The organism is Candidatus Woesearchaeota archaeon B3_Woes (assembly GCA_005222965.1).
In the GTDB taxonomy this organism is placed as follows: domain Archaea; phylum Nanobdellota; class Nanobdellia; order Woesearchaeales; family B3-WOES; genus B3-WOES.
The window spans coordinates 982,506-1,000,545 of record NJBG01000001.1; the positions used below are offsets into that span (position 1 = coordinate 982,506).

Consider the following 18,040-nt stretch of genomic DNA (forward strand, 5'->3'; position numbering starts at 1 on the left):
TTAACTCATCATAGTAGAAGTTGGTTTTTTAAATACCAGTTAACATATTTGCAATCCTAACCACTTCAGTATAATGAACTTGCATTAGTTCTTTACCAATAACTTGTTCAGGATCATAAATATGTGCTTGAAGCACTTCTTCAGTGCCTACGACTTGTAAATTTTGTACAAAATTCAATTTGTCCTGTTCAGATAAATTAGCTGTATCTGGTCCTGCGTATTTACCTTTTTTTTCAAATAAAATAAACTGACCGTTTTGAGGCTTAAAATCTAAGCTTTCTATATCAGGATCAACTTGATATAGTTTATTATTTATAGGATCATATCCATCACCATCTTCTCCACACATAAATAAACCAAGGAATCTTCTACTAAAAACATGTGCTTTCTCACCTTGCATTTGTCCAAGAATAAACCGAGTAGCTTCATCCTGACTTTCGGAAAGTTTACCTTGATAAGTTTCAATTATATCTGATAAATCCATATAAATCACTGATTTACTGGAATTTATACTAATTTATAAATCTTTCGGTTCGTAACTACTATTTAGTAAAGAATACGCCACGGCCCAGATTTGAACTGGGATATCCAGAGGAAACAAGATTTCCAATCTTGCGCAGTACCAAGTTGTGCCACCGTGGCTTAGAAAAAAGAGAAGTATAACTATTTATAAAAGTTATGTAAAGAATTTATTTTTCAAAAGATTTTTAAAGATTATACTAGTTATAAACAAGAAGAGGTGGTAAAAACCTCAGATTAGATTTCTGAGTGAATTAATATGAGCGACAATAGTATAATACCCTCTAAGATTTACAAACCCTTTGGTGATATAAAACAATTAGCATATGACAGGTCAAGGACTGTTGTAGATTTAAATCCATTTCTTCAAGATGTTTTTGAAGGAAGAGATAGAGTATTAGGAAAACCAGATTTTAAAAGATTTGAAACAAATGGCGATGTAACTACCTATTTTTTCAGAATGCAAGAGTTCTTTCAAGCTTTCATGCCTAAGTATGGTGTTGATAATGTAAATAATTTTTTTACACAGCATCTTTCAACTGATGAACTTCAATCAGAATCATTTTTAACAATGATAGGAAAATTTAGTGAGGACTATTATAAAGTTCTTTTTGGAGATTCACGTTATACAAAAAAAGGAAATGTGACATTATTCCCTTTAAATCTACCTCGAAAAGAGCTGTCAACTTTATTACGAACTCATAAATTAAGAAGAGATGAAAAACTCTGGATATATGGTGGATATTGTTTATCTAAGTCAAGATTTTTAGAGGAATCAGTAAATTGGTATGTCCCAGATGAACCCAATTGTAATGATCATTATGGAACAGATGTGTCATTAGATAAATTAATCAAAGTTCAATTTGATTTTATATTTGAAGGAAAGGATGTAATATTTATGCCAAGAAGTGGGGAACTAGATGTACCTACTGAATTTGAAATGATTGTACGTTATAAAATTCCTACAGATAATCTAACGATTATAAGAAAACCAAAAGAATAATTTATTCTATCATTTCAATCTCAATATTAAGGCCTTCAGGAATAGGAACTCTCATCACAAGTCTTAAAGCACGCTCATCCATACCCAAATCAATAAGACGCTTATGAATTCTCATCTCATATCTTTCCCAGGAAGCTTTACCTTCACCACAAGGAGATTTACGAGTAGTTACTTTTAATTTTTTAGTAGGAAGAGGTATAGGGCCTCGAATTTCAACACCTGTTTTTTTAGAAATGTCTTTAATGTAGTCACATACTTCATTAATCTTGTATATATCTATACTTGCTAGTTTTATTCTTGCTTTTGACATTTTCTAAGTTATCTTGGTGTTTGCCCCATAATAAACCCAGTTTATCATGACTTCAAAAAAGAAAAAAAATTATTTCTTCTTAACTAAGTCAATACACATTCCAGCAGCAACAGTTGCTCCAGAATCTCTGATAGCAAATCTTGAGAGCTGTGGAATCTCTTTTTGTTTCTCAATGCACATTGGCTGTACAGGCTTTATTTTTATAATTGCCGCATCTCCATTCTTGATGAAATCTGGGTTTTCTTGTAGAGTTTCACCAGTCTTTGGATTCAATTTCTTCTCAATAGCCATTATTTGACAAGCCACTTGAGCAGTATGAATATGGAATACTGGTGTATATCCTACTGTCATAACAGTTGGATGATTTAATACAACTATCTGAGCAGTAAACTCTGAAGCCAATGTAGGTGGATTGTCAACAGGACCTAAAACATCTCCTCTTGCAATATCTTTCTTACCAATTCCCCTAACACTAAATCCAACATTATCTCCTGGTTGTGCTTCCTGCATTTGTTCATGGTGCATCTCAATTGTTTTAACTTCTCCTTGTACACCTTTTCCTTCTCTTCCAGGAACTACAATTACTTTCTGTCCTACTTTCATAACTCCTGTTTCAACTCTTCCAACAGGAACAACACCAATACCAGTTATACTATAGACATCCTGGATAGGTAGTCTTAAAGGTAAATTAGTTGGTTTTTCAGGTACAGTTAATGTATCTAATGTTTTAAGTAATGTTTCTCCAGAATACCATGACATGTTTTCTGATTTTTTAACAACATTATCTCCTACTAAAGAAGCAATAGGAACAAAAGTTATTTTGCTTGGATCATATCCAACACTTTGTAACAATTTTTCAACTTCCCCTTTAACTTCATTAAATCTTTTCTCATCATATTTGACCATATCCATCTTATTAACAGCTACAATTATTTGATTAACACCTAATGTTTTAGCTAAGAAGATATGTTCTTTTGTCTGAGCCATAACTCCGTCGTTAGCAGCCACTACAACAACACCAGCATCTGCTTGTGCAGCACCAGTAATCATATTTTTAATAAAATCTTTATGTCCAGGTGCGTCAATTATTGTAAAATAATATTTAGGAGTCTCAAATTTTTTATGAGCTAAGTCAATTGTAACTCCCCTTTCTCTCTCTTCCTTTAGATTATCCATAACAAAAGCAAATTCAAAACCACCCTTTCCTAACTCCTCTGCTTTCTCTTTTAATTTCCTCATAGTCTGTTCGTCAATATTTCCAGAATCAAATAATAACCTGCCCACACTAGTTGATTTACCATGATCTACATGACCTACAAATACTAAATTCATATGTTCTTTTTTCTCTGCCATTTCTTTTACCCTCCATATACTAAATTATTAATTTAATAGAACTTAGAGTTTTTAGGGTATTTATAAAGGTTTCGGAATTATTACAAAGGAAACGAAAGCTTTAAATACCCCCCATTATTTCTCCATCTCACTATTAAAATTATGCGATAGTAGCCTTAAAATCTTTAAGATTTTAGGTCAAAATTCTTTAATCGTTTGTCAGAAAACGAAAAAAGATGGTGTCAAAAACCAAATCACCACCTGTTATATTTTATTGTGCTTGATAAAGCTATCAAGCATATGTAGAGAGTAAAGTTCCAAATAAGTATTTAAAATTGCGACCAATAATTAATACCCGTTGATCCTGCGGGAAGTTGCTGCTATTTGGGTTCGACTAAGCCATGCAAGCACGGACTTTTTAGAAGTACCGGCATATTGCTCAGTAACACGTCGATAATCTAACCTTAAGTCTAGGATAACCTTGGGAAACTGAGGGTAAGACTGGATAAAGGAAAGGCACTGGAATGTCCTTTCCTTTAAAAGTAATGCTTAAGGATGAGTCGGCGGCGGATTAGGTAGTTGGTGAGGTAAAGGCTCACCAAGCCGAAGATCTGTAGGGGCCTTGAGAGAGGGAGCCCCGAGAAGGGCACTGAGATACTGGCCCTAGCCCTACGGGGTGCAGCAGGCGCGAAACCTTTACAATGCACGAAAGTGTGATAAGGGAACCCAAAGTGCTTAGTTTAACTAGGCTTTTGCCAAGAGTAAATATCTTGGAGAATAAGTGGTGGGCAAGACTGGTGCCAGCCGCCGCGGTAATACCAGCGCCACGAGTGGGAACTATAATTATTGGGCCTAAAGCGTCCGTAGCCGGTTTAATAAATTTCTTGTGAAATTGTTGAGCTTAACTTAACAACGTGCAGGAAAGACTGTTAAACTTGGGATTGGGAGGGGTTAGAAGTATCTTTGGAGTAGCGGTAAAATGTTATAATTCTAAGGAGACTACCAATGGCGAAGGCATCTAACCAGAACAAGTCCGACGGTGAGGGACGAAAGCTAGGGGAGCAAACCGGATTAGATACAAATGAAGCGTCATTTGATAACGCACGCAAGTGCAACATTAGCTACGCTAAGTTGCACGACATATATGTTGTTTGCAAACAAAACTATTAACATATAAATGTGCTAATATATCGTTTCATTAATGCTAAAGACCCGAGTAGTCCTAGCCGTAAACGCTGCGAGCAAGATGTTGCATATTCTTCGTGAATATGCAGTATCGAAGAGAAGTCGTTAAGCTCGCCGCCTGGGAAGTATGGTCGCAAGACTGAAACTTAAAGGAATTGGCGGGGGAGCACTACAAAGGGTGCGGCGTGCGGTTTAATCTAACTCAACGCAGAGAATCTCACCAGAAGCGACGGTAGAATGAAAGTCAGATTAAAGGTCTTACTTGACGAGCCGAGAGGTAGTGCATGGCCGCCGTCAGCTCGTTCCGTAAGGTGTCCTGTTAAGTCAGGCAACGAGCGAGACCTGTACCTATAATTGCCAGCAGCAGAATTTCTGGACTGGGCACATTATGGGGACTGCCCTGGAAACAGGGAGGAAGGTGCAGGCTACGGTAGGTCTGTATGCTCCGAATCTTCTGGGCTACACGCGCGCAACAATGGTAGAGACAATGGGATGCAACTCCGAAAGGAGAAGCTAATCCTCCAAACTCTATCTCAGTTCAGATTGAGGATTGTAACTCATCCTCATGACGCTGGAATCCCTAGTAATCAGGTCTTATCATGGCCCGGTGAATATGTCCCTGCTCCTTGCACACACTGCCCGTCAAATCAACCGAGTTGAGCTTAGATGAGATTTAATTTTTTGATTAAAGCGAATCTGGGCTTAGTGAGGTGGGTTAAGTCGTCACAAGGTCACCGTAGGGGAACCTGCGGTGGGATCACCTCCTTTTTATTTTTATCAAAATAACTGGAACTTTACTCTTTTCATAATCATTATGGGCCCGTAGCTCAGCCGTAGAGCGTCGCCCTTGCATGGGTTTAACCTTTAAGTAAGGCGGAGGTCTCGGGTTCGAAAGGATGGATCTCAAAGGATTTATTCAGAAAGTCCCGACGGGTCCATTCCAAATCACATTTCAATCATTCATAACTCATATTTATTAAATTAAATGCAGTTCAACAATGAATTTTGTTGGATCAAGGGTTGACGTCTTGGAAATCTTAAATTTCCGAGATGCTCAAAAATCTTAGATTTTTGACATTTAAATGAAACCATACATAGGTAAATCCAATTAGATGATTAAACACTATTAGGTGGATGACTAGGCTCTAATGCTGATGAAGAACGTGACAAGCTACGATATGCTCTGGCGAGTGGCACGTACACGTTGAACCAGAGATTTTTGAATAGGACTTCCTTTTAAATCCGCAAGGATGGGGAACCTGGGGAATTGAAACGTCTTAGTACCCAGAGGAAAAGAAATCAATAGAGATATGCTTAGTAAGAGCGACTGAAAGGCATATAAGGCAAACTGAATCCTGTATGGAAATATATAGGAGATGTGGTGTTGTAAGGCTGCTCATTATTCTATCTAGGGAACTTGAAGTTTTCTGGAAAGTTACGCCATAGAGGGTGATAGCCCCGTAAAGGTAACTTAGAAGATGTTTGAGCGTGTTCTTGAGTAGTGCCCACTGAATACTGGGTACGAAATTAGGAGAATCAACTTCTAACCTTAAATACAATTAGAGACCGATAGCAAACCAGTACCGTGAGGGAAAGTTGAAAAGAACCCTTAACAGGGAGTTAAAAGATCCTGAAACCTAATAGTTATAGTGGGGTACGGCTCTTCGGAGTTGTACCGTTCGTTTTGAATAACGAGCCAGGGAGTTTACTTAAGTGGCAAGGTTAGAGTGTTAAAACTCAAGCCATAGCGAAAGCGATTACCCGCAGTTTACGAGGGGTAAGGTGTGAAAGTGCCTTTAAGTCACTTGAGTATGACCCGAAGCCGGACGATCTAAGCGAGGGTAAGGTGAAATGCGAGTTATATCGCATGGAGGCCTGAAGAAGTTCTACGGGCAAGTGTTTTTCTAACCTTCGTTTAGGGGTGAAAAGCCAATCGAGTCCGGCAATAGCTGGTTCCTACCGAAGTTGGCCTTAGTCAAGCGTCGTCAGAGATTGCTGAGAGGGTAGAGATACTAATTGAGGGTTTAGGTTTCGAAAGAGATCGGTCTTCATTTAAACTCCGAATATCTTAGCATCGTAGAAGACGGCAGACGCCGGCAAGGGGTAAGCCTTTGTCGGGAGAGGGGAACAACCCAGACTATAGTTAAGGTCCCAAAAACTAATCAAGTGTTAAAGGGTGAAGGGTGTCTATAACCACAGACAGCGAGGAGGTTGGCTTAGAAGCAGCCATCCTTTAAAAAGTGCGTAACAGCTTACTTGTCAAGGTTATAGGCCCTTAAAATGGACGGGGCTAAATTAGTTACCGATACTATAGGCAACTGAAAAGTTTGCGATAGGTAGGCGTTCTATTTGAGTAGAAGTATCTCTGAGAGGGGGTATGAATCAAATAGAAATGAGAATCCTGGCGAAAGTAGGAGCATAGTAGCTTGAGAATAGCTACCACCGAAAGGGCAAGGGTTCCTTGACAATGTAGTTCAGTCAAGGGTAAGTTGATCCTAACTGATCTCCTAGACGGAGATATATGGAAAGGGAAACAGGTTAATATTCCTGTACTATTTAAGTATGCGTGGCAACACAAGGTTAATTCTTGACGCTTTGGATTAGACCAATTAAGACTGTCGTCTTAATTAACAGAAATAAATCAAGGGAGTATCGTAATGATGAGAACTTGATTAAATTTTGGAATAGCAAGCCTATGGCTTGTTTGGTTGATATCTGGAGCCCGTGAAAAAAGAATTAGCAAAGATCTTAGATAATCATACCCAGAACCAGCACAGGTGCCCCTGGGTGAGAAGCCCAAGGTGTGAAGGTTTAATCTGATTGAGGGAATTCGGCAAAATAGCCCTGTATCTTAGGTATAAAGGGTCCCTGCATTTGTATGTTTTTATATGCGATTGCAAGGTTCAATAACAAAGAGGGTCCGACTGTTTAACAAAAACTTAACTGACTGCTAAGCTGCAAAGCCTTGTATAGTCGGTGACGTCTGCCCAGTGTCCGTACTTGAAACTTGGGTTCAACCAAGCTAAGAGCGGATAAACGGCGGGGGTAACTATAACTCTCTTAAGGTAGCGAAATGCCTTGCCGTTTTATTGACGGCCTGCATGAATGGCGTAACGAGATCCTCACTGTCCCCAATCAGAATCCTCCGAATCCTCTTTACTGGTGCAAAGGCCAGTGATCTCCAGTGGGAAGCGAAGACCCCGTGAAACTTTACTGTAGTTTGTTGTTGTGAAGTTGGTTTTAATGTATAGTGTAAGTGGGAGTCGTTAAAGCTTAGACGCTAGTTTGAGTGTAGACACCAATGTAACACCACTCTTTGAAACTTACTTTGCTTACTTGGAAACAAGGACATCAATAGATGGACAGTTTGGCTGGGGTGGCACACCGTTGAAAATATATCAATGGTGCCCAATGGTTGACTCAGGAAGGTCAGAAATCTTCTGTTGAGTGCAAAGGCAAAAGTCAGCCTGATTGGATTTAAACCAAGAATAATCCAAAGTAGAAATACTGGCTTAGCGAACCTCTGTGCCTTCTTGATGGGGGCCAGAGATGACCGAAAAGTTACTCCGGGGATAACAGAGTTGTCGCGCCCAAGAGTTCAAATTGGATGAAATAATTCATCCATGAATATATCGACGGCGCGGCTTGCTACATCGATGTCGGCTCTTCCTATCCTGGCTGTGCATAAGCAGCCAAGGGTGCGGGTGTTCACCGATTAAAAGGGATCGTGAGCTGGGTTCAGAACGCTGTGAGGCAGTTTGTTTGATATCTACTGGAGATGTTGATGTCTGAAGGGAAGGGACTCATAGTACGAGAGGAACTGAGTCTCGGGGCCACTGGTCTATCTGTTATCTGACAAGGTATGCAGAGCAGCTACGCCCTCCACGGATAAGTGCTGAAAGCATCTAAGCACCAAGCCGTCCTTGAAAATAGACATCTTAGAACACGGATAGAAGATCCGTTTGATGGGATTGATGTGTACGTACCAAGGCAACGAGGTATTCAGCATGCAATTTCCAATAGTTCATTTATTCTAATTGGATATATTTACCTATGTATGGTTTCTTTTTTTACTTTCTAATTTTTTATCTTTAATAGTGAAAACTATAATCTTTTTAATTTAAATATTCTCCATCTGATAATAGTAACAACCAAAACATTTATAAGTGGATTCTCATTAATTGTTTTATATTTTACTAGGAGGCATATAAATGATTGTAGATTTTGGTGGAGAATTGGAAGAAGTAATTACTAGGGAAGAATTCCCTCTAGAGAAAGCAAGAAAAATTTACAAAGATGAAACAATTTCTTTCCTAGGTTATGGTTCACAAGGACCTGCCCAAAGTAAGAACGCAAGAAATCAGGGCTTCAAAGTTATTATTGGTCAAAGAAAATACGATGGGAAAAAAGTTTCAAAAAATTGGAAGAAAGCATTAGAAGATGGTTGGGAGCCTGGGAAAAATTTATTTTCTGATTTGAGAGAAGCTTCATCTAGGGGAGACACTGTGGCTATGTTAACGTCAGATGCTTCTTCATATGAAGTTTGGCAAACCATATCTAATGGATTAGAAGAAGGAAATCTTCTTTATTTTTCACATGGAATGCCATTAATTTTTGGAGGAATAACCCCTCCTAAAAATATTGATGTTGGTATGATTGCCCCTAAAGGTGCAGGTGCAGGCTTACGAGATATGTTCAAGAGGGGAACTGGAACAAACGCAAGTTTTGCATTAGAACAAGATTTCACAGGCAATCTAAGAGATAGAGTATTAGCAATGGGGAGGGCTATTGGAACAGGATACGTTTTCGGAAATACAATGGGTCTAGAAGTTGTCGAAGATCATCATGGTGAGAGAAATACTTTGCTTGCAAGTGCTGGTGCAGTTGCTCAATCAGCGTATATGCGAGCTTGTGCTTCTGGAATGAATAGACGTGATGCATTTATATATACTTCTGAACAATTGACACAAGTTATTTTACCTATTATTGGCGCAGAAGGTGCAAAAGGTATCTATGACAGAGCACAAGCAGCAGGAAAAGCACATATTGTTGCAGAAATGCAAAAAATAATTTCTGGTGCGACCGTAGACATAAATGATAATTTGTATAAATCATGCTCTTCAGGGAATGAAGCTAGAATAGCATTAGAATCAAATAATTTACCAGGATATAGAGATCAATTAAAGGGAGAATTAGATAAGTTAAATACAAAAGATATTTGGAAAACTGGTTTCGATGTTAGGGGAATGAATATTGATAGAACATATGGTTTGAAAATTGAAAATTGGGAATTAACTGGTGCAATGCTTGGTCTAATAGATTCTCAATATGCATGCTTAACTAGTAATGGACATAGATTAAGCGCTTGCTTTAATGAAACTGTAGAAGAATTAACACAATGTTTAAATCCAAAATTCTATCAGGACTCTGGGTGTTCTGGATTGATAGGTGTTTGTTCAACTACTGCACAGAGAGGCGCTTTAGATTGGTTACCCCAATTTGAGAGAGTAATTAGTGCAGCATGGCCTGAGAAAGTTGTTGGTTCAGACGTTCTACAAGGATATTCACCCACAAATGTTTGGACTGTCGGAGAAATTGTCAGAGGATTAAGACCTGAGAACCAGGCAAAATGATAATATGACATTAAATTGGAAAGATAATTCTAAACTCGCTAATGCATTATTATCCTCTATAAAAAAATATTCTTTAGATTTCACTCTTGGGGAAACCCCAAACAATCCTATTTCTCCTAATGAATCTATTAATCTTTTGTATTATGGTAATCCTGCTATATTGTGTGAAGATTCTGGAGGAAGATTAATGTTCTATTCTCAACATGGAGAATCTGTTTTTGGGTATTCTACCGACGAGGCTATTGGGATGCAATCTGTTGATCTTGCTCCTGAGAGATTTAGAAAAGGTAGGGAACAATTATTCAAAGAAATTGTAGAAAAAGATGAAGCAAGAAATATAGAAACTATTAGAATACATAAATCGGGAAGAGAAATAAAAATATCTGCACAAGTTTTTCCTTATGAAGTAGATGGAAAGAAAAGTATTGCGGCAATTGTTGAGAAAATTTAATAAAAAATGTTCTGGTGTTTTTCTCCATCACAAATCTTATAAAGAATCTGCTCACGCTAATCTTATGACAACATTACATGCAATTATTGTGCCTACAGGAGATTTTAATTCAGATGTTAAAAGAGCTAAGCAAGGGGAAAGAGAAAAATCGCATCTAAAAGATAAGGGATATTATGTAATAAGTGGTGCTTTAGAAGAAATTTCTCATATAAGAGAGTCTCAAAGATATTTGATTTATAAGAGATTGAGAAGAGGTGATGTAAAACCTTCCCAAATAAAAATAGAGGGGAAATCCCATGATACCTTGGAAAATGTTCTCTATTCACTCCAATTAATCAAAGAAAAAGGAGGTAGAGAAGTGGGTATTGTTTCTTATCCAGGGCATTTAGATAGATTTGATGATATAATTAAATATGGGCAGAAAAAGGGATGGATTGATCCTTCAGTTAGAATTCATAGAATAGAAACAGATGAAACAAATAAAGACAAGCTCTATGAGATTTTTGCGAATATTCTCAACAAATATAAATTGAAAAAATTAGATCAGGGAAAATCTCCTGAACAAATAAGAAATGAATCTCTTGTTAGGAATATCAAGAAAATTAAAAATCATGTTCTTGGATTTTATAAAACCTAACAATCTTAACCTTTAAAAAAGAGTGAAACAAATAATTATATAATTAAAACAGAAATTAAAAAAATGACTGTAAAAATCTATACAACACCAACATGTCATTGGTGTGTTAAAGTTAAAGAGTTTTTCAAAGAAAACAATGTAGAGTTCACAGAAGTCAATGTTAGTGAAAACCAAGCTGCTGCAAAAGAAATGGTTGAAAAATCCGGGCAGATGGGTGTGCCAGTTATAGATTTAAATGGTGAATTTATTGTTGGTTTTAATGAACCAAAATTAAGAGAACTCTTGAAGATAAAATAAAAATGGAACAATATGATTTTATTATATTAGGTGCAGGGGGAACAGGTTTAGCGTCTGCTATGTATGCTGCTCGGCTTGGATTAAAAACACTTGTGCTTGGAGCAACACATGGATCTGAATTACCTATTGGAGGAGTTATAACAACAACAAATATTGTTGAAAATTATCCTGGCTTCAAAAGTATAGGTGGTGTAGAACTTGCTAAAAAGATTGAAGAACATGCAAGGACGTATGATCTCGTTGAAATAAAAAATGAAAAGGCAATAGAAGTAAAGAAAAAAGACGATGGTTTCAGAATTAAGACTGAAAAATCAGAATATGGAACAAAAACAGTTTTGTTTGCAACAGGAACAAAATGGAAAAAGCTTGAAGTTCCCGGAGCCAAGGAATTTGAAAACAAAGGTGTGAATTATTGTGCACTTTGTGATGGACCATTATTTAGAGATAAGGTCGTGGGGGTTGTTGGAGGTTCGGATTCTGCAGGAAAAGATGCACTTGTATTGGCAGAACATGCTAGAAAAGTTTACATAATTTATAGGGGAAAACAAATACATCCAGAACCTGTTAATCTAGAGAAAATAAATGCAAATAAAAAAATAGAAATAATAAATAATTCAAATGTTAAAGAAGTTAAAGGAGACAAATTTGTTACAAGTGTTATTTTAGATACTGGAAAAGAACTTAAACTGGATGGAGTTTTTGTTGCAATAGGCCATGACATTTTATCAGAACTTGCAAAACCCCTTGAGGTTAAAACAAATGAAAAAGGGGAAATAATAATTAATCACCAAGATTCTTCTACAAATGTGGCTGGAGTTTATGCTGCAGGAGATGTGACAGATAAACAATTTAAACAACTTATAACAGGCGTTGCAGATGGTTGTACTGCTGCTCATTCTACATATGGGTATATTGCCAAAACTTTTTAAACTAACTTCTAAGATTTAATATGATGAAATCGCTTGTTAAAAAACTAGGTCTTGCGGTGCTTGTTACCCTTAGCAGTGCAGGCGTTGTTGGAGGAGTAAGTAATGCATTCCAAGATGTGAAAAATATAGGGGAGATAAGAGCTCAGTCTGCTGAAGAAAAAAGAAAGTCTTTATTTTATTTGGGAATGGGTATGTTCTCTGTAGTCCCTCTTGGGGTCGGTCTTGGAATATATGCTGGAGATCTTGCAGACAAATATTTCAAAGATAAAGGGAATAGAAATAATTATCAAATTTAAAATGAGTTTTAAGAAATATATTAAAAAGCACAGCATCTTTTGATAAATAAGGAGACATAAACTCTAACCAAAACCTTATAACTCCTTTTTCTGATAATTAATAATGGTATTGAATTTTGAAAAAGAAAAACTAGTTACAGAGCTAAAAAAACTAAAACCAAAAAAAGTTTTAGTGCAACTTCCAGAAGGCATAAAGCAAAATGCAAGCGAGATTGCTGAAATTATTGAGAACCTTAATATTGAAGTTGTTTTTTCTGGTGAAACAGCTTGGGGTGGTTGTTGCATATCACCACAAGAAGCTAAAAATGTGGGTGCAGATCTTATAGTTCACTTTGGTCATGCAAAGTTTATTGATATTGATTTTCCAATATTATATATGGAAGTAAAAGATGAATTAAATTTACATCCTCTCTTACAAAAGTCTATTAAACATTTGAAGAACTTCAAAAAGATTGGGATTTCTTATTCAATTCAACATAAACATGATATTGACAAAATAATAAGATTTTATGAAAACGAAGAGAAAAAAGTTATTTTGTCTGGGAAAAAAGGTCGTGTAAAATATGAAGGGCATATTGTTGGTTGTCAATATTCAGGATTAAAAGCTATTGAGAAAGATGTTGATTGTTTTGTTATAATTGGAAACCAATTTCATTCAATGGGTGCTGCAATAAGTGTTGAAAAACCAGTGGTGCTTGTTGATGTATATAATGATAAAATTAGAGATATGGATGGTGTTCGTGAAAAAATTCTAAAGCAAAGAGCCATTTCAATTCAAAAACTAAAAGATGCAAGAAATGTTGGAATAATACAAGAGGAAAAGTTAGGTCAACAATTTGGAACATCAGAGTATCTTGTTGATAAATTAAAAGAACAGGACAAAAATGTTATCTTAATAACAATGAATGAGCTTACTCCTGATAAACTAATGAATTTTTATAATATTGATTGTTTTATAGTGCTTGCATGTCCTAGAATCCCTATTGATGATTTTGCAAAATATGAAAAACCAATGGTAACTTTTAAAGAGGCATTGGTAGCACTTGGTATGAAATCCTGGGACGAAATCTTAAAAATTGGGATTATTTAATTATAGAAATTTAAAAGAAATAGGGAGATATTAAAACAACGCGTCTCCTCGACAAACTTGAGGCAAAACAAATTCTCTAGAGAAAGCGAAGAGGAATGAATAATATTGTTGTGTTGAAGTAGAAAAGTATTTAAATCTATAAGTTTTATAATAATTATAAGTTTTATAAAATGGATCACACAACAATTGCCATAAGAAAAGATTTGAAAGAAAAGATTATGGAATTTGCAACTAAAAAAGAATCTTATTCAAATGTTATTGAGAGGCTACTCAAAAGTGCTGAACAAAGGCTCCTGCACGATGTTTTAATGTCAAAAGACGGGTGTGTAACAATTGAAGAAGCTATTGAAGAAGCAGAGAGAAAATGGCCGAAGTGATAATTACCGATGGTCTTAAGAATGATCTTCTAAAAAAATTCAAAGAAGAATCTAAAAAAATATTTAAGTTAATGTATTCTCTAAAAGAAAATCCCAAGAAGGGAAAAATAGTTGGAGAAGTTAGGGGAATAGTTATAGAAGAATTAAAATATAAAAAGTTCAGATTTTATTTCATAACAAACGGATTTGAAGTAAAATTTTTAGAAATAACAGATTTGCAAAATTTAGTGATTAAATTTGTAAAGATGTCTGACAAAAAAACACAGCAAAAGACGATTAATGAAATTAAAGATATCTTGAGAAAGTTCAGAGAAGAGGGATTTTAGTGGATAACATTTTGATTAAAAAGAGGAAAGAAATGAAAAATAAAAATTTATTTTATTATTTTACAATACTCGTACTTTTCTTAGTTTTAGTTGGAGCGATTTTCATAAAACCAATACATACCCCTTATGGAGAAACAGATGTTAATGGCGCACTTATTTTAATGGAAAATGAAGATCTTTTCGTCATCAATACACATACTCCTTATATTGGTGAAATAGATGGAACAGATTTAATTGCTGAAGACTGGGATAATATGATTTCTTATATAGATCAATTACCAAAAGACAAAGAGACACCTATTCTTGTTTATTGCAGAAGTGGGAGAATGGCTGAAACATCTGCAGAACAACTTGCAGATTTAGGATATAATAATGTATATAGTCTTGATGGTGGAATGAATGCATGGCAGGCAAGTGGAAGAAATCTCGTGCAAAAATAGTTAATTAAAATCATAAAAAATGAAACACAAACATGAAGCACATTGCGATCATTGTGAAACAGGTTCGAAAGTTAAGATAGGAAAAAAACTAAAGCTCTTCGGAAGTTTATTCATACTCGTTTTTGTACTTTCATTCTTGCCGATATTTGAAGCTTTGAATGAAAGTTTATTATCTTATCTAAAGATAATCTGGTGGGCTGTTTTGTTAGGTATATTTATTGGAGGGTTGATTGAATATTTTGTTCCCGAGGAATTTATATTTAAATGGCTTGGACAAAAGAAAAAGCGTTCTATATTTTATGCTGTTATTGCCGGATTTTTAATGTCTGCATGTTCACATGGAATTCTTGCTATTTCAATGCAGCTCTACAAAAAAGGAGCTGGAATTCCACAAGTCATTACATTTTTACTTGCTTCACCATGGGCAAATCTTCCAATAACAATATTATTATTTGGATTTTTTGGAGTTAAAGCATTATTCTTCGTATTTGCCGCAATGTTTATCGCTGTATCCACAGGGTTTGTTTATATGGGACTAGAAAAAGTAGGTTGGATTGAGAAATCCTTGAAAATAAAAATAAATGAGAAATATGAATGGACCAATATTAAGAATTTTAATTTTAAGGAAAGTGTTGGTGGTGTTAGTAGAGGCATGATGAATCTCTCTAATATGGTTTTATGGTGGATATTAATAGGTATTACAATTGCAGCCATCATCGGAGCATATATACCAGAGCATTTATTTATGAGATTCATGGGCCCAACATTTCTTGGATTATTAGCAACTCTGCTTTTTGCAACAATTATAGAAGTTTGCAGTGAAGGAAGTTCACCCATTGCATTTGAGATTTTCCAGAAAGTTGGAACATTTGGTAATCCATTTGTCTTCTTAATGGCGGGTGTTATTACAGATTATACAGAGATAGGATTGATTTGGAGTAATATTGGAAAGAAAGCTGCGATTTGGTTGCCAATAATTACAGTTCCCCTTGTATTAGCTTTTGGTGTGTTGTTTAATATTGTGTTGTAGGGATTTAAGGATTATCGACCACGTGTTAGTGGAGTCAATTAATCTAAACTTTCCCACAAAGAATCGAACATAAATTTCTGGGTTTCATAGAAATTCTTTTCGTCTATCAAAATCCCTATTGGTTCTTCTTTTTCCAAAGAAATCATTGCTATTTTTCCATTGTATAGCCATGTAGCTGTTTTTATGTCTTTTTTGATTAATTTATATGGAACTGTCTTATCAACAGGTTGAGAATCACTTATTATTCTTGCCTTAATTTTATTTTTCTTCCTCCTATTTATAAAATTAGGAAAATAATATTCAAACAATCGAAATATATGTCTTTTTGATACCATCACATCAAAAGATTTAGAATTTTTTAATATATCCTCAAATATTGACTTTAATCCATCTATTCCAGTATAAACTTCTACATTAGGGCGTTTTCCAACACTTTCTGAAAGAGAATTTAATTCAGGCAGGATTTTCTTCATTAAAACTTCCTTTTCCTTTAGCATATCTATTAATTTGTTGGGTGTAGTCGCCTGATAAAACTTTTTTCCTGATCGAATTGTATAACTAACAAATCCTTTTTTCTCCAAAGATTTTAATAAATCATAAGTAGAGGTTCTATTTAATTTGGCAAAATTAGCAATATTTTGAACTAAACTACTTCCTAATTGGAGATTTGCCAAATATACTTTAATTTCTTTATCACCCAATCCCACTGATTTTAATATTTCTTCTTTCATAGCATTTTAAGAAACATTCCTTATATAAATGTGTCGTTTATTTTCCACAACATATATTTATATGTTTATTGTTAATGCGATTATTAGGTAAAAATGTTACGAATATAAAAATGAAACATTTAAAATTGAGTCTATTTGGGGGAAAAGAAAAAGATTTTTCTGGATTAGAATTAGCTTTGAGAACAGATTCAACTGAATTGAAAGGTGTTCAAATTGGAGGAGTAAATTATGTTGAAAAGAAGGTTGAGGGGGTTCAAATTGGAGGTGTAAATGTTGTTGAAGGGGATGCTAATGGTGTTCAAGCAGGAGTTTTTAATTGTGCTGGAGAAGAAGTAAGAGGGGTTCAATCTGGTGTATGGGACTATACTCAATTTATGAAGGGTGTTCAAATTGGAGGAATAAATTATGTTGAGAAGTATGTTAAGGGGGTTCAAGCAGGAGTTTTTAATATTGCTGGAGAAGAAGTAAATGGTGTTCAAGTTTCACAATTTCTTAATTGCGCTGAAAAAGTAAATGGTGTTCAAGTTTCACAATTTCTTAATTTGGCGGGGAAGGTAAATGGTGTTCAAGCAGGAATAATTAATTTAGCTGGTGAAAAAATGCGTGGCGTTCAAATATCTGCATTATATAATATTTGCACAAGAGATAGCAGAGGTGTTCAAATTGGACTACTAAACCATAGTTATGGTGCCCAATGGTATAAAAGATATCTTCCTTTGATTGCAATAAGAACTGGAAAATAGCTAAAAACACTCTCTGAAATCACAAAATACTAATACGCCCCGACCGAAGATATCACCTTCCTGTCCAATTAATAAGAATGCTTATTGAAAATTGTAGGGTCGCTATTTTATTAATGTTGAATTTCAGGCAACATAATACATACTCCTGGTTTAGTAGATCTATATTCAGCTAACTTGCCCATTATCTTTTCTAAGGATTTAGCTCTAATGTTGCCCATTCTACCTCTTGAAATATAGTGGTCTGGACAAATTTGCACATCTCCATTATTCTTAACAGTAAGTCCAAATGCATATAGTGCACATTGATTCTCAGGAGTACTGGATGGGGAGAATAGTGTGTTGTGCTCTTTTTCTGCTAATGTTACTAATTCTTCATCAGGAGTTAATCTTCCTTCTCTATTACCTAACTCTTTCCATAATCCAAATTGGTTTGATGCCCATGTAACTGGTTTAACAGGTCTTACGACAAGAGGGAGATTATGTTTTTTACAATATGTAGATATGTTTCCAAGTTCTCCTTTATTTTCATGAGTAAGAACCATATTCGCTATAACCCTATAAACTTTATTGCCCTCAAACTCTTCTTCTGAATTTCTATAAACTTTAAGAGCAGATCTTAAGTTTTCTTGAAATCTCTCAAAATTTTCTTTTACAGTATGATATCTACTTTTAAAGAACTCAGGATTAAATGAATCTAATTTTATACCTAAT

General features: G+C 35.4%; 18 protein-coding genes, 2 tRNA genes and 2 rRNA genes. 16 read left to right on the top strand and 6 right to left on the bottom strand.

Translation table 11 applies throughout. The features are described 5' to 3' along the window. Positions 1-28: 28 nt before the first annotated feature. Both CEE44_05310 and CEE44_05315 read right to left on the bottom strand, forming a co-directional pair. Positions 29-484 (bottom strand): hypothetical protein, encoded by a 456-nt coding sequence (locus tag CEE44_05310; protein ID TKJ17910.1) that lies wholly within the window; start codon positions 482-484, stop codon positions 29-31. A 75-nt stretch (positions 485-559) separates the two neighbouring features. Then, positions 560-642, bottom strand: a tRNA-Ser gene (locus CEE44_05315). Between the two features lie 136 nt (positions 643-778). Between CEE44_05315 and CEE44_05320 the strand changes: the two genes are divergently transcribed. Beyond that, positions 779-1,522 carry a hypothetical protein gene (locus CEE44_05320; GenBank protein TKJ17911.1) on the top strand — a complete coding sequence of 248 codons (744 nt, stop codon included), beginning with the start codon at positions 779-781 and terminating at the stop codon, positions 1,520-1,522. Position 1,523: 1 nt separating this feature from the next. Here the strand turns inward: CEE44_05320 and CEE44_05325 are convergent, their stop codons facing one another. Then, positions 1,524-1,832, bottom strand: a complete 309-nt coding sequence (locus CEE44_05325) for a 30S ribosomal protein S10 (protein TKJ17912.1) — start codon at positions 1,830-1,832, stop codon at positions 1,524-1,526. A 69-nt stretch (positions 1,833-1,901) separates the two neighbouring features. After that, positions 1,902-3,185, bottom strand: a complete 1,284-nt coding sequence (gene tuf, locus CEE44_05330) for a translation elongation factor EF-1 subunit alpha (GenBank protein TKJ17913.1) — start codon at positions 3,183-3,185, stop codon at positions 1,902-1,904. A 330-nt stretch (positions 3,186-3,515) separates the two neighbouring features. Here tuf and CEE44_05335 point away from each other — a divergent pair. From CEE44_05335 to CEE44_05400, 14 genes are all read left to right on the top strand, one after another. Further along, positions 3,516-5,116: ribosomal RNA gene (locus tag CEE44_05335) — 16S ribosomal RNA — on the top strand. A gap of 49 nt (positions 5,117-5,165) precedes the next feature. After that, positions 5,166-5,287 (top strand) — tRNA-Ala (locus CEE44_05340). A gap of 191 nt (positions 5,288-5,478) precedes the next feature. After that, positions 5,479-8,334, top strand: a 23S ribosomal RNA gene (locus tag CEE44_05345). The 16S and 23S rRNA genes sit together here with 1 tRNA gene alongside, the layout of an rRNA operon. Positions 8,335-8,560: 226 nt before the next feature. Then, a complete protein-coding gene (locus CEE44_05350; protein TKJ17914.1) occupies positions 8,561-9,982 on the top strand; it encodes a ketol-acid reductoisomerase in 1,422 nt (473 codons plus the stop codon). Positions 9,983-9,986: 4 nt separating this feature from the next. Further along, positions 9,987-10,433, top strand: a complete 447-nt coding sequence (locus CEE44_05355) for a hypothetical protein (GenBank protein ID TKJ17915.1) — start codon at positions 9,987-9,989, stop codon at positions 10,431-10,433. Beyond that, complete coding sequence (locus CEE44_05360; protein TKJ17916.1) at positions 10,393-11,070, top strand: hypothetical protein; 678 nt, start codon at positions 10,393-10,395, stop codon at positions 11,068-11,070. The genes CEE44_05355 and CEE44_05360 overlap by 41 nt, the downstream gene beginning before the upstream one ends. A 63-nt stretch (positions 11,071-11,133) precedes the next feature. Further along, a complete protein-coding gene (locus CEE44_05365; GenBank protein ID TKJ17917.1) occupies positions 11,134-11,367 on the top strand; it encodes an NrdH-redoxin in 234 nt (77 codons plus the stop codon). 2 nt (positions 11,368-11,369) lie between these two features. Then, positions 11,370-12,296: a hypothetical protein gene (locus tag CEE44_05370; GenBank protein ID TKJ17918.1), complete on the top strand. Its 927-nt coding sequence runs from the start codon at positions 11,370-11,372 to the stop codon at positions 12,294-12,296. A 23-nt stretch (positions 12,297-12,319) separates the two neighbouring features. Beyond that, a complete protein-coding gene (locus CEE44_05375; GenBank protein TKJ17919.1) occupies positions 12,320-12,592 on the top strand; it encodes a hypothetical protein in 273 nt (90 codons plus the stop codon). 103 nt (positions 12,593-12,695) lie between these two features. Beyond that, positions 12,696-13,682 (top strand): diphthamide biosynthesis enzyme Dph2, encoded by a 987-nt coding sequence (gene dph2, locus CEE44_05380; GenBank protein TKJ17920.1) that lies wholly within the window; start codon positions 12,696-12,698, stop codon positions 13,680-13,682. Between the two features lie 170 nt (positions 13,683-13,852). Continuing rightward, a complete protein-coding gene (locus CEE44_05385) occupies positions 13,853-14,059 on the top strand; it encodes a hypothetical protein (protein TKJ17921.1) in 207 nt (68 codons plus the stop codon). Beyond that, positions 14,056-14,385: a hypothetical protein gene (locus CEE44_05390; protein TKJ17922.1), complete on the top strand. Its 330-nt coding sequence runs from the start codon at positions 14,056-14,058 to the stop codon at positions 14,383-14,385. Before CEE44_05385 ends, CEE44_05390 begins: the two co-directional genes overlap by 4 nt. Continuing rightward, the gene (locus CEE44_05395) at positions 14,385-14,825 is read left to right on the top strand and encodes a sulfurtransferase (protein TKJ17923.1); all 441 of its coding nucleotides are present in this window, start codon (positions 14,385-14,387) and stop codon (positions 14,823-14,825) included. The genes CEE44_05390 and CEE44_05395 overlap by 1 nt, the downstream gene beginning before the upstream one ends. A gap of 19 nt (positions 14,826-14,844) precedes the next feature. After that, positions 14,845-15,855, top strand: a complete 1,011-nt coding sequence (locus CEE44_05400) for a hypothetical protein (GenBank protein TKJ17924.1) — start codon at positions 14,845-14,847, stop codon at positions 15,853-15,855. A 38-nt stretch (positions 15,856-15,893) separates the two neighbouring features. On the opposite strand, the gene CEE44_05405 is transcribed toward CEE44_05400, so the two are convergent. Next, positions 15,894-16,586, bottom strand: a complete 693-nt coding sequence (locus tag CEE44_05405) for a hypothetical protein (protein ID TKJ17925.1) — start codon at positions 16,584-16,586, stop codon at positions 15,894-15,896. Between the two features lie 74 nt (positions 16,587-16,660). Between CEE44_05405 and CEE44_05410 the strand changes: the two genes are divergently transcribed. Then, the gene (locus tag CEE44_05410) at positions 16,661-17,329 is read left to right on the top strand and encodes a hypothetical protein (protein ID TKJ17926.1); all 669 of its coding nucleotides are present in this window, start codon (positions 16,661-16,663) and stop codon (positions 17,327-17,329) included. Positions 17,330-17,439: 110 nt separating this feature from the next. Here the strand turns inward: CEE44_05410 and CEE44_05415 are convergent. Next, positions 17,440-18,040, bottom strand: a 601-nt coding sequence (locus CEE44_05415; GenBank protein TKJ17927.1) for a hypothetical protein, incomplete at its 5' end; no start/stop codon positions are given.

Coding starts and splice junctions, on each gene's coding strand:
- CEE44_05310 (TKJ17910.1), bottom strand. CDS start 484: ATGGATTTATCAGATATAATTGAAACTTATCAAGGTAAACTTTCCGAA.
- CEE44_05320 (TKJ17911.1), top strand. CDS start 779: ATGAGCGACAATAGTATAATACCCTCTAAGATTTACAAACCCTTTGGT.
- CEE44_05325 (TKJ17912.1), bottom strand. CDS start 1,832: ATGTCAAAAGCAAGAATAAAACTAGCAAGTATAGATATATACAAGATT.
- tuf (TKJ17913.1), bottom strand. CDS start 3,185: ATGGCAGAGAAAAAAGAACATATGAATTTAGTATTTGTAGGTCATGTA.
- CEE44_05350 (TKJ17914.1), top strand. CDS start 8,561: ATGATTGTAGATTTTGGTGGAGAATTGGAAGAAGTAATTACTAGGGAA.
- CEE44_05355 (TKJ17915.1), top strand. CDS start 9,987: ATGACATTAAATTGGAAAGATAATTCTAAACTCGCTAATGCATTATTA.
- CEE44_05360 (TKJ17916.1), top strand. CDS start 10,393: ATGGAAAGAAAAGTATTGCGGCAATTGTTGAGAAAATTTAATAAAAAA.
- CEE44_05365 (TKJ17917.1), top strand. CDS start 11,134: ATGACTGTAAAAATCTATACAACACCAACATGTCATTGGTGTGTTAAA.
- CEE44_05370 (TKJ17918.1), top strand. CDS start 11,370: ATGGAACAATATGATTTTATTATATTAGGTGCAGGGGGAACAGGTTTA.
- CEE44_05375 (TKJ17919.1), top strand. CDS start 12,320: ATGAAATCGCTTGTTAAAAAACTAGGTCTTGCGGTGCTTGTTACCCTT.
- dph2 (TKJ17920.1), top strand. CDS start 12,696: ATGGTATTGAATTTTGAAAAAGAAAAACTAGTTACAGAGCTAAAAAAA.
- CEE44_05385 (TKJ17921.1), top strand. CDS start 13,853: ATGGATCACACAACAATTGCCATAAGAAAAGATTTGAAAGAAAAGATT.
- CEE44_05400 (TKJ17924.1), top strand. CDS start 14,845: ATGAAACACAAACATGAAGCACATTGCGATCATTGTGAAACAGGTTCG.
- CEE44_05405 (TKJ17925.1), bottom strand. CDS start 16,586: ATGAAAGAAGAAATATTAAAATCAGTGGGATTGGGTGATAAAGAAATT.
- CEE44_05410 (TKJ17926.1), top strand. CDS start 16,661: ATGCGATTATTAGGTAAAAATGTTACGAATATAAAAATGAAACATTTA.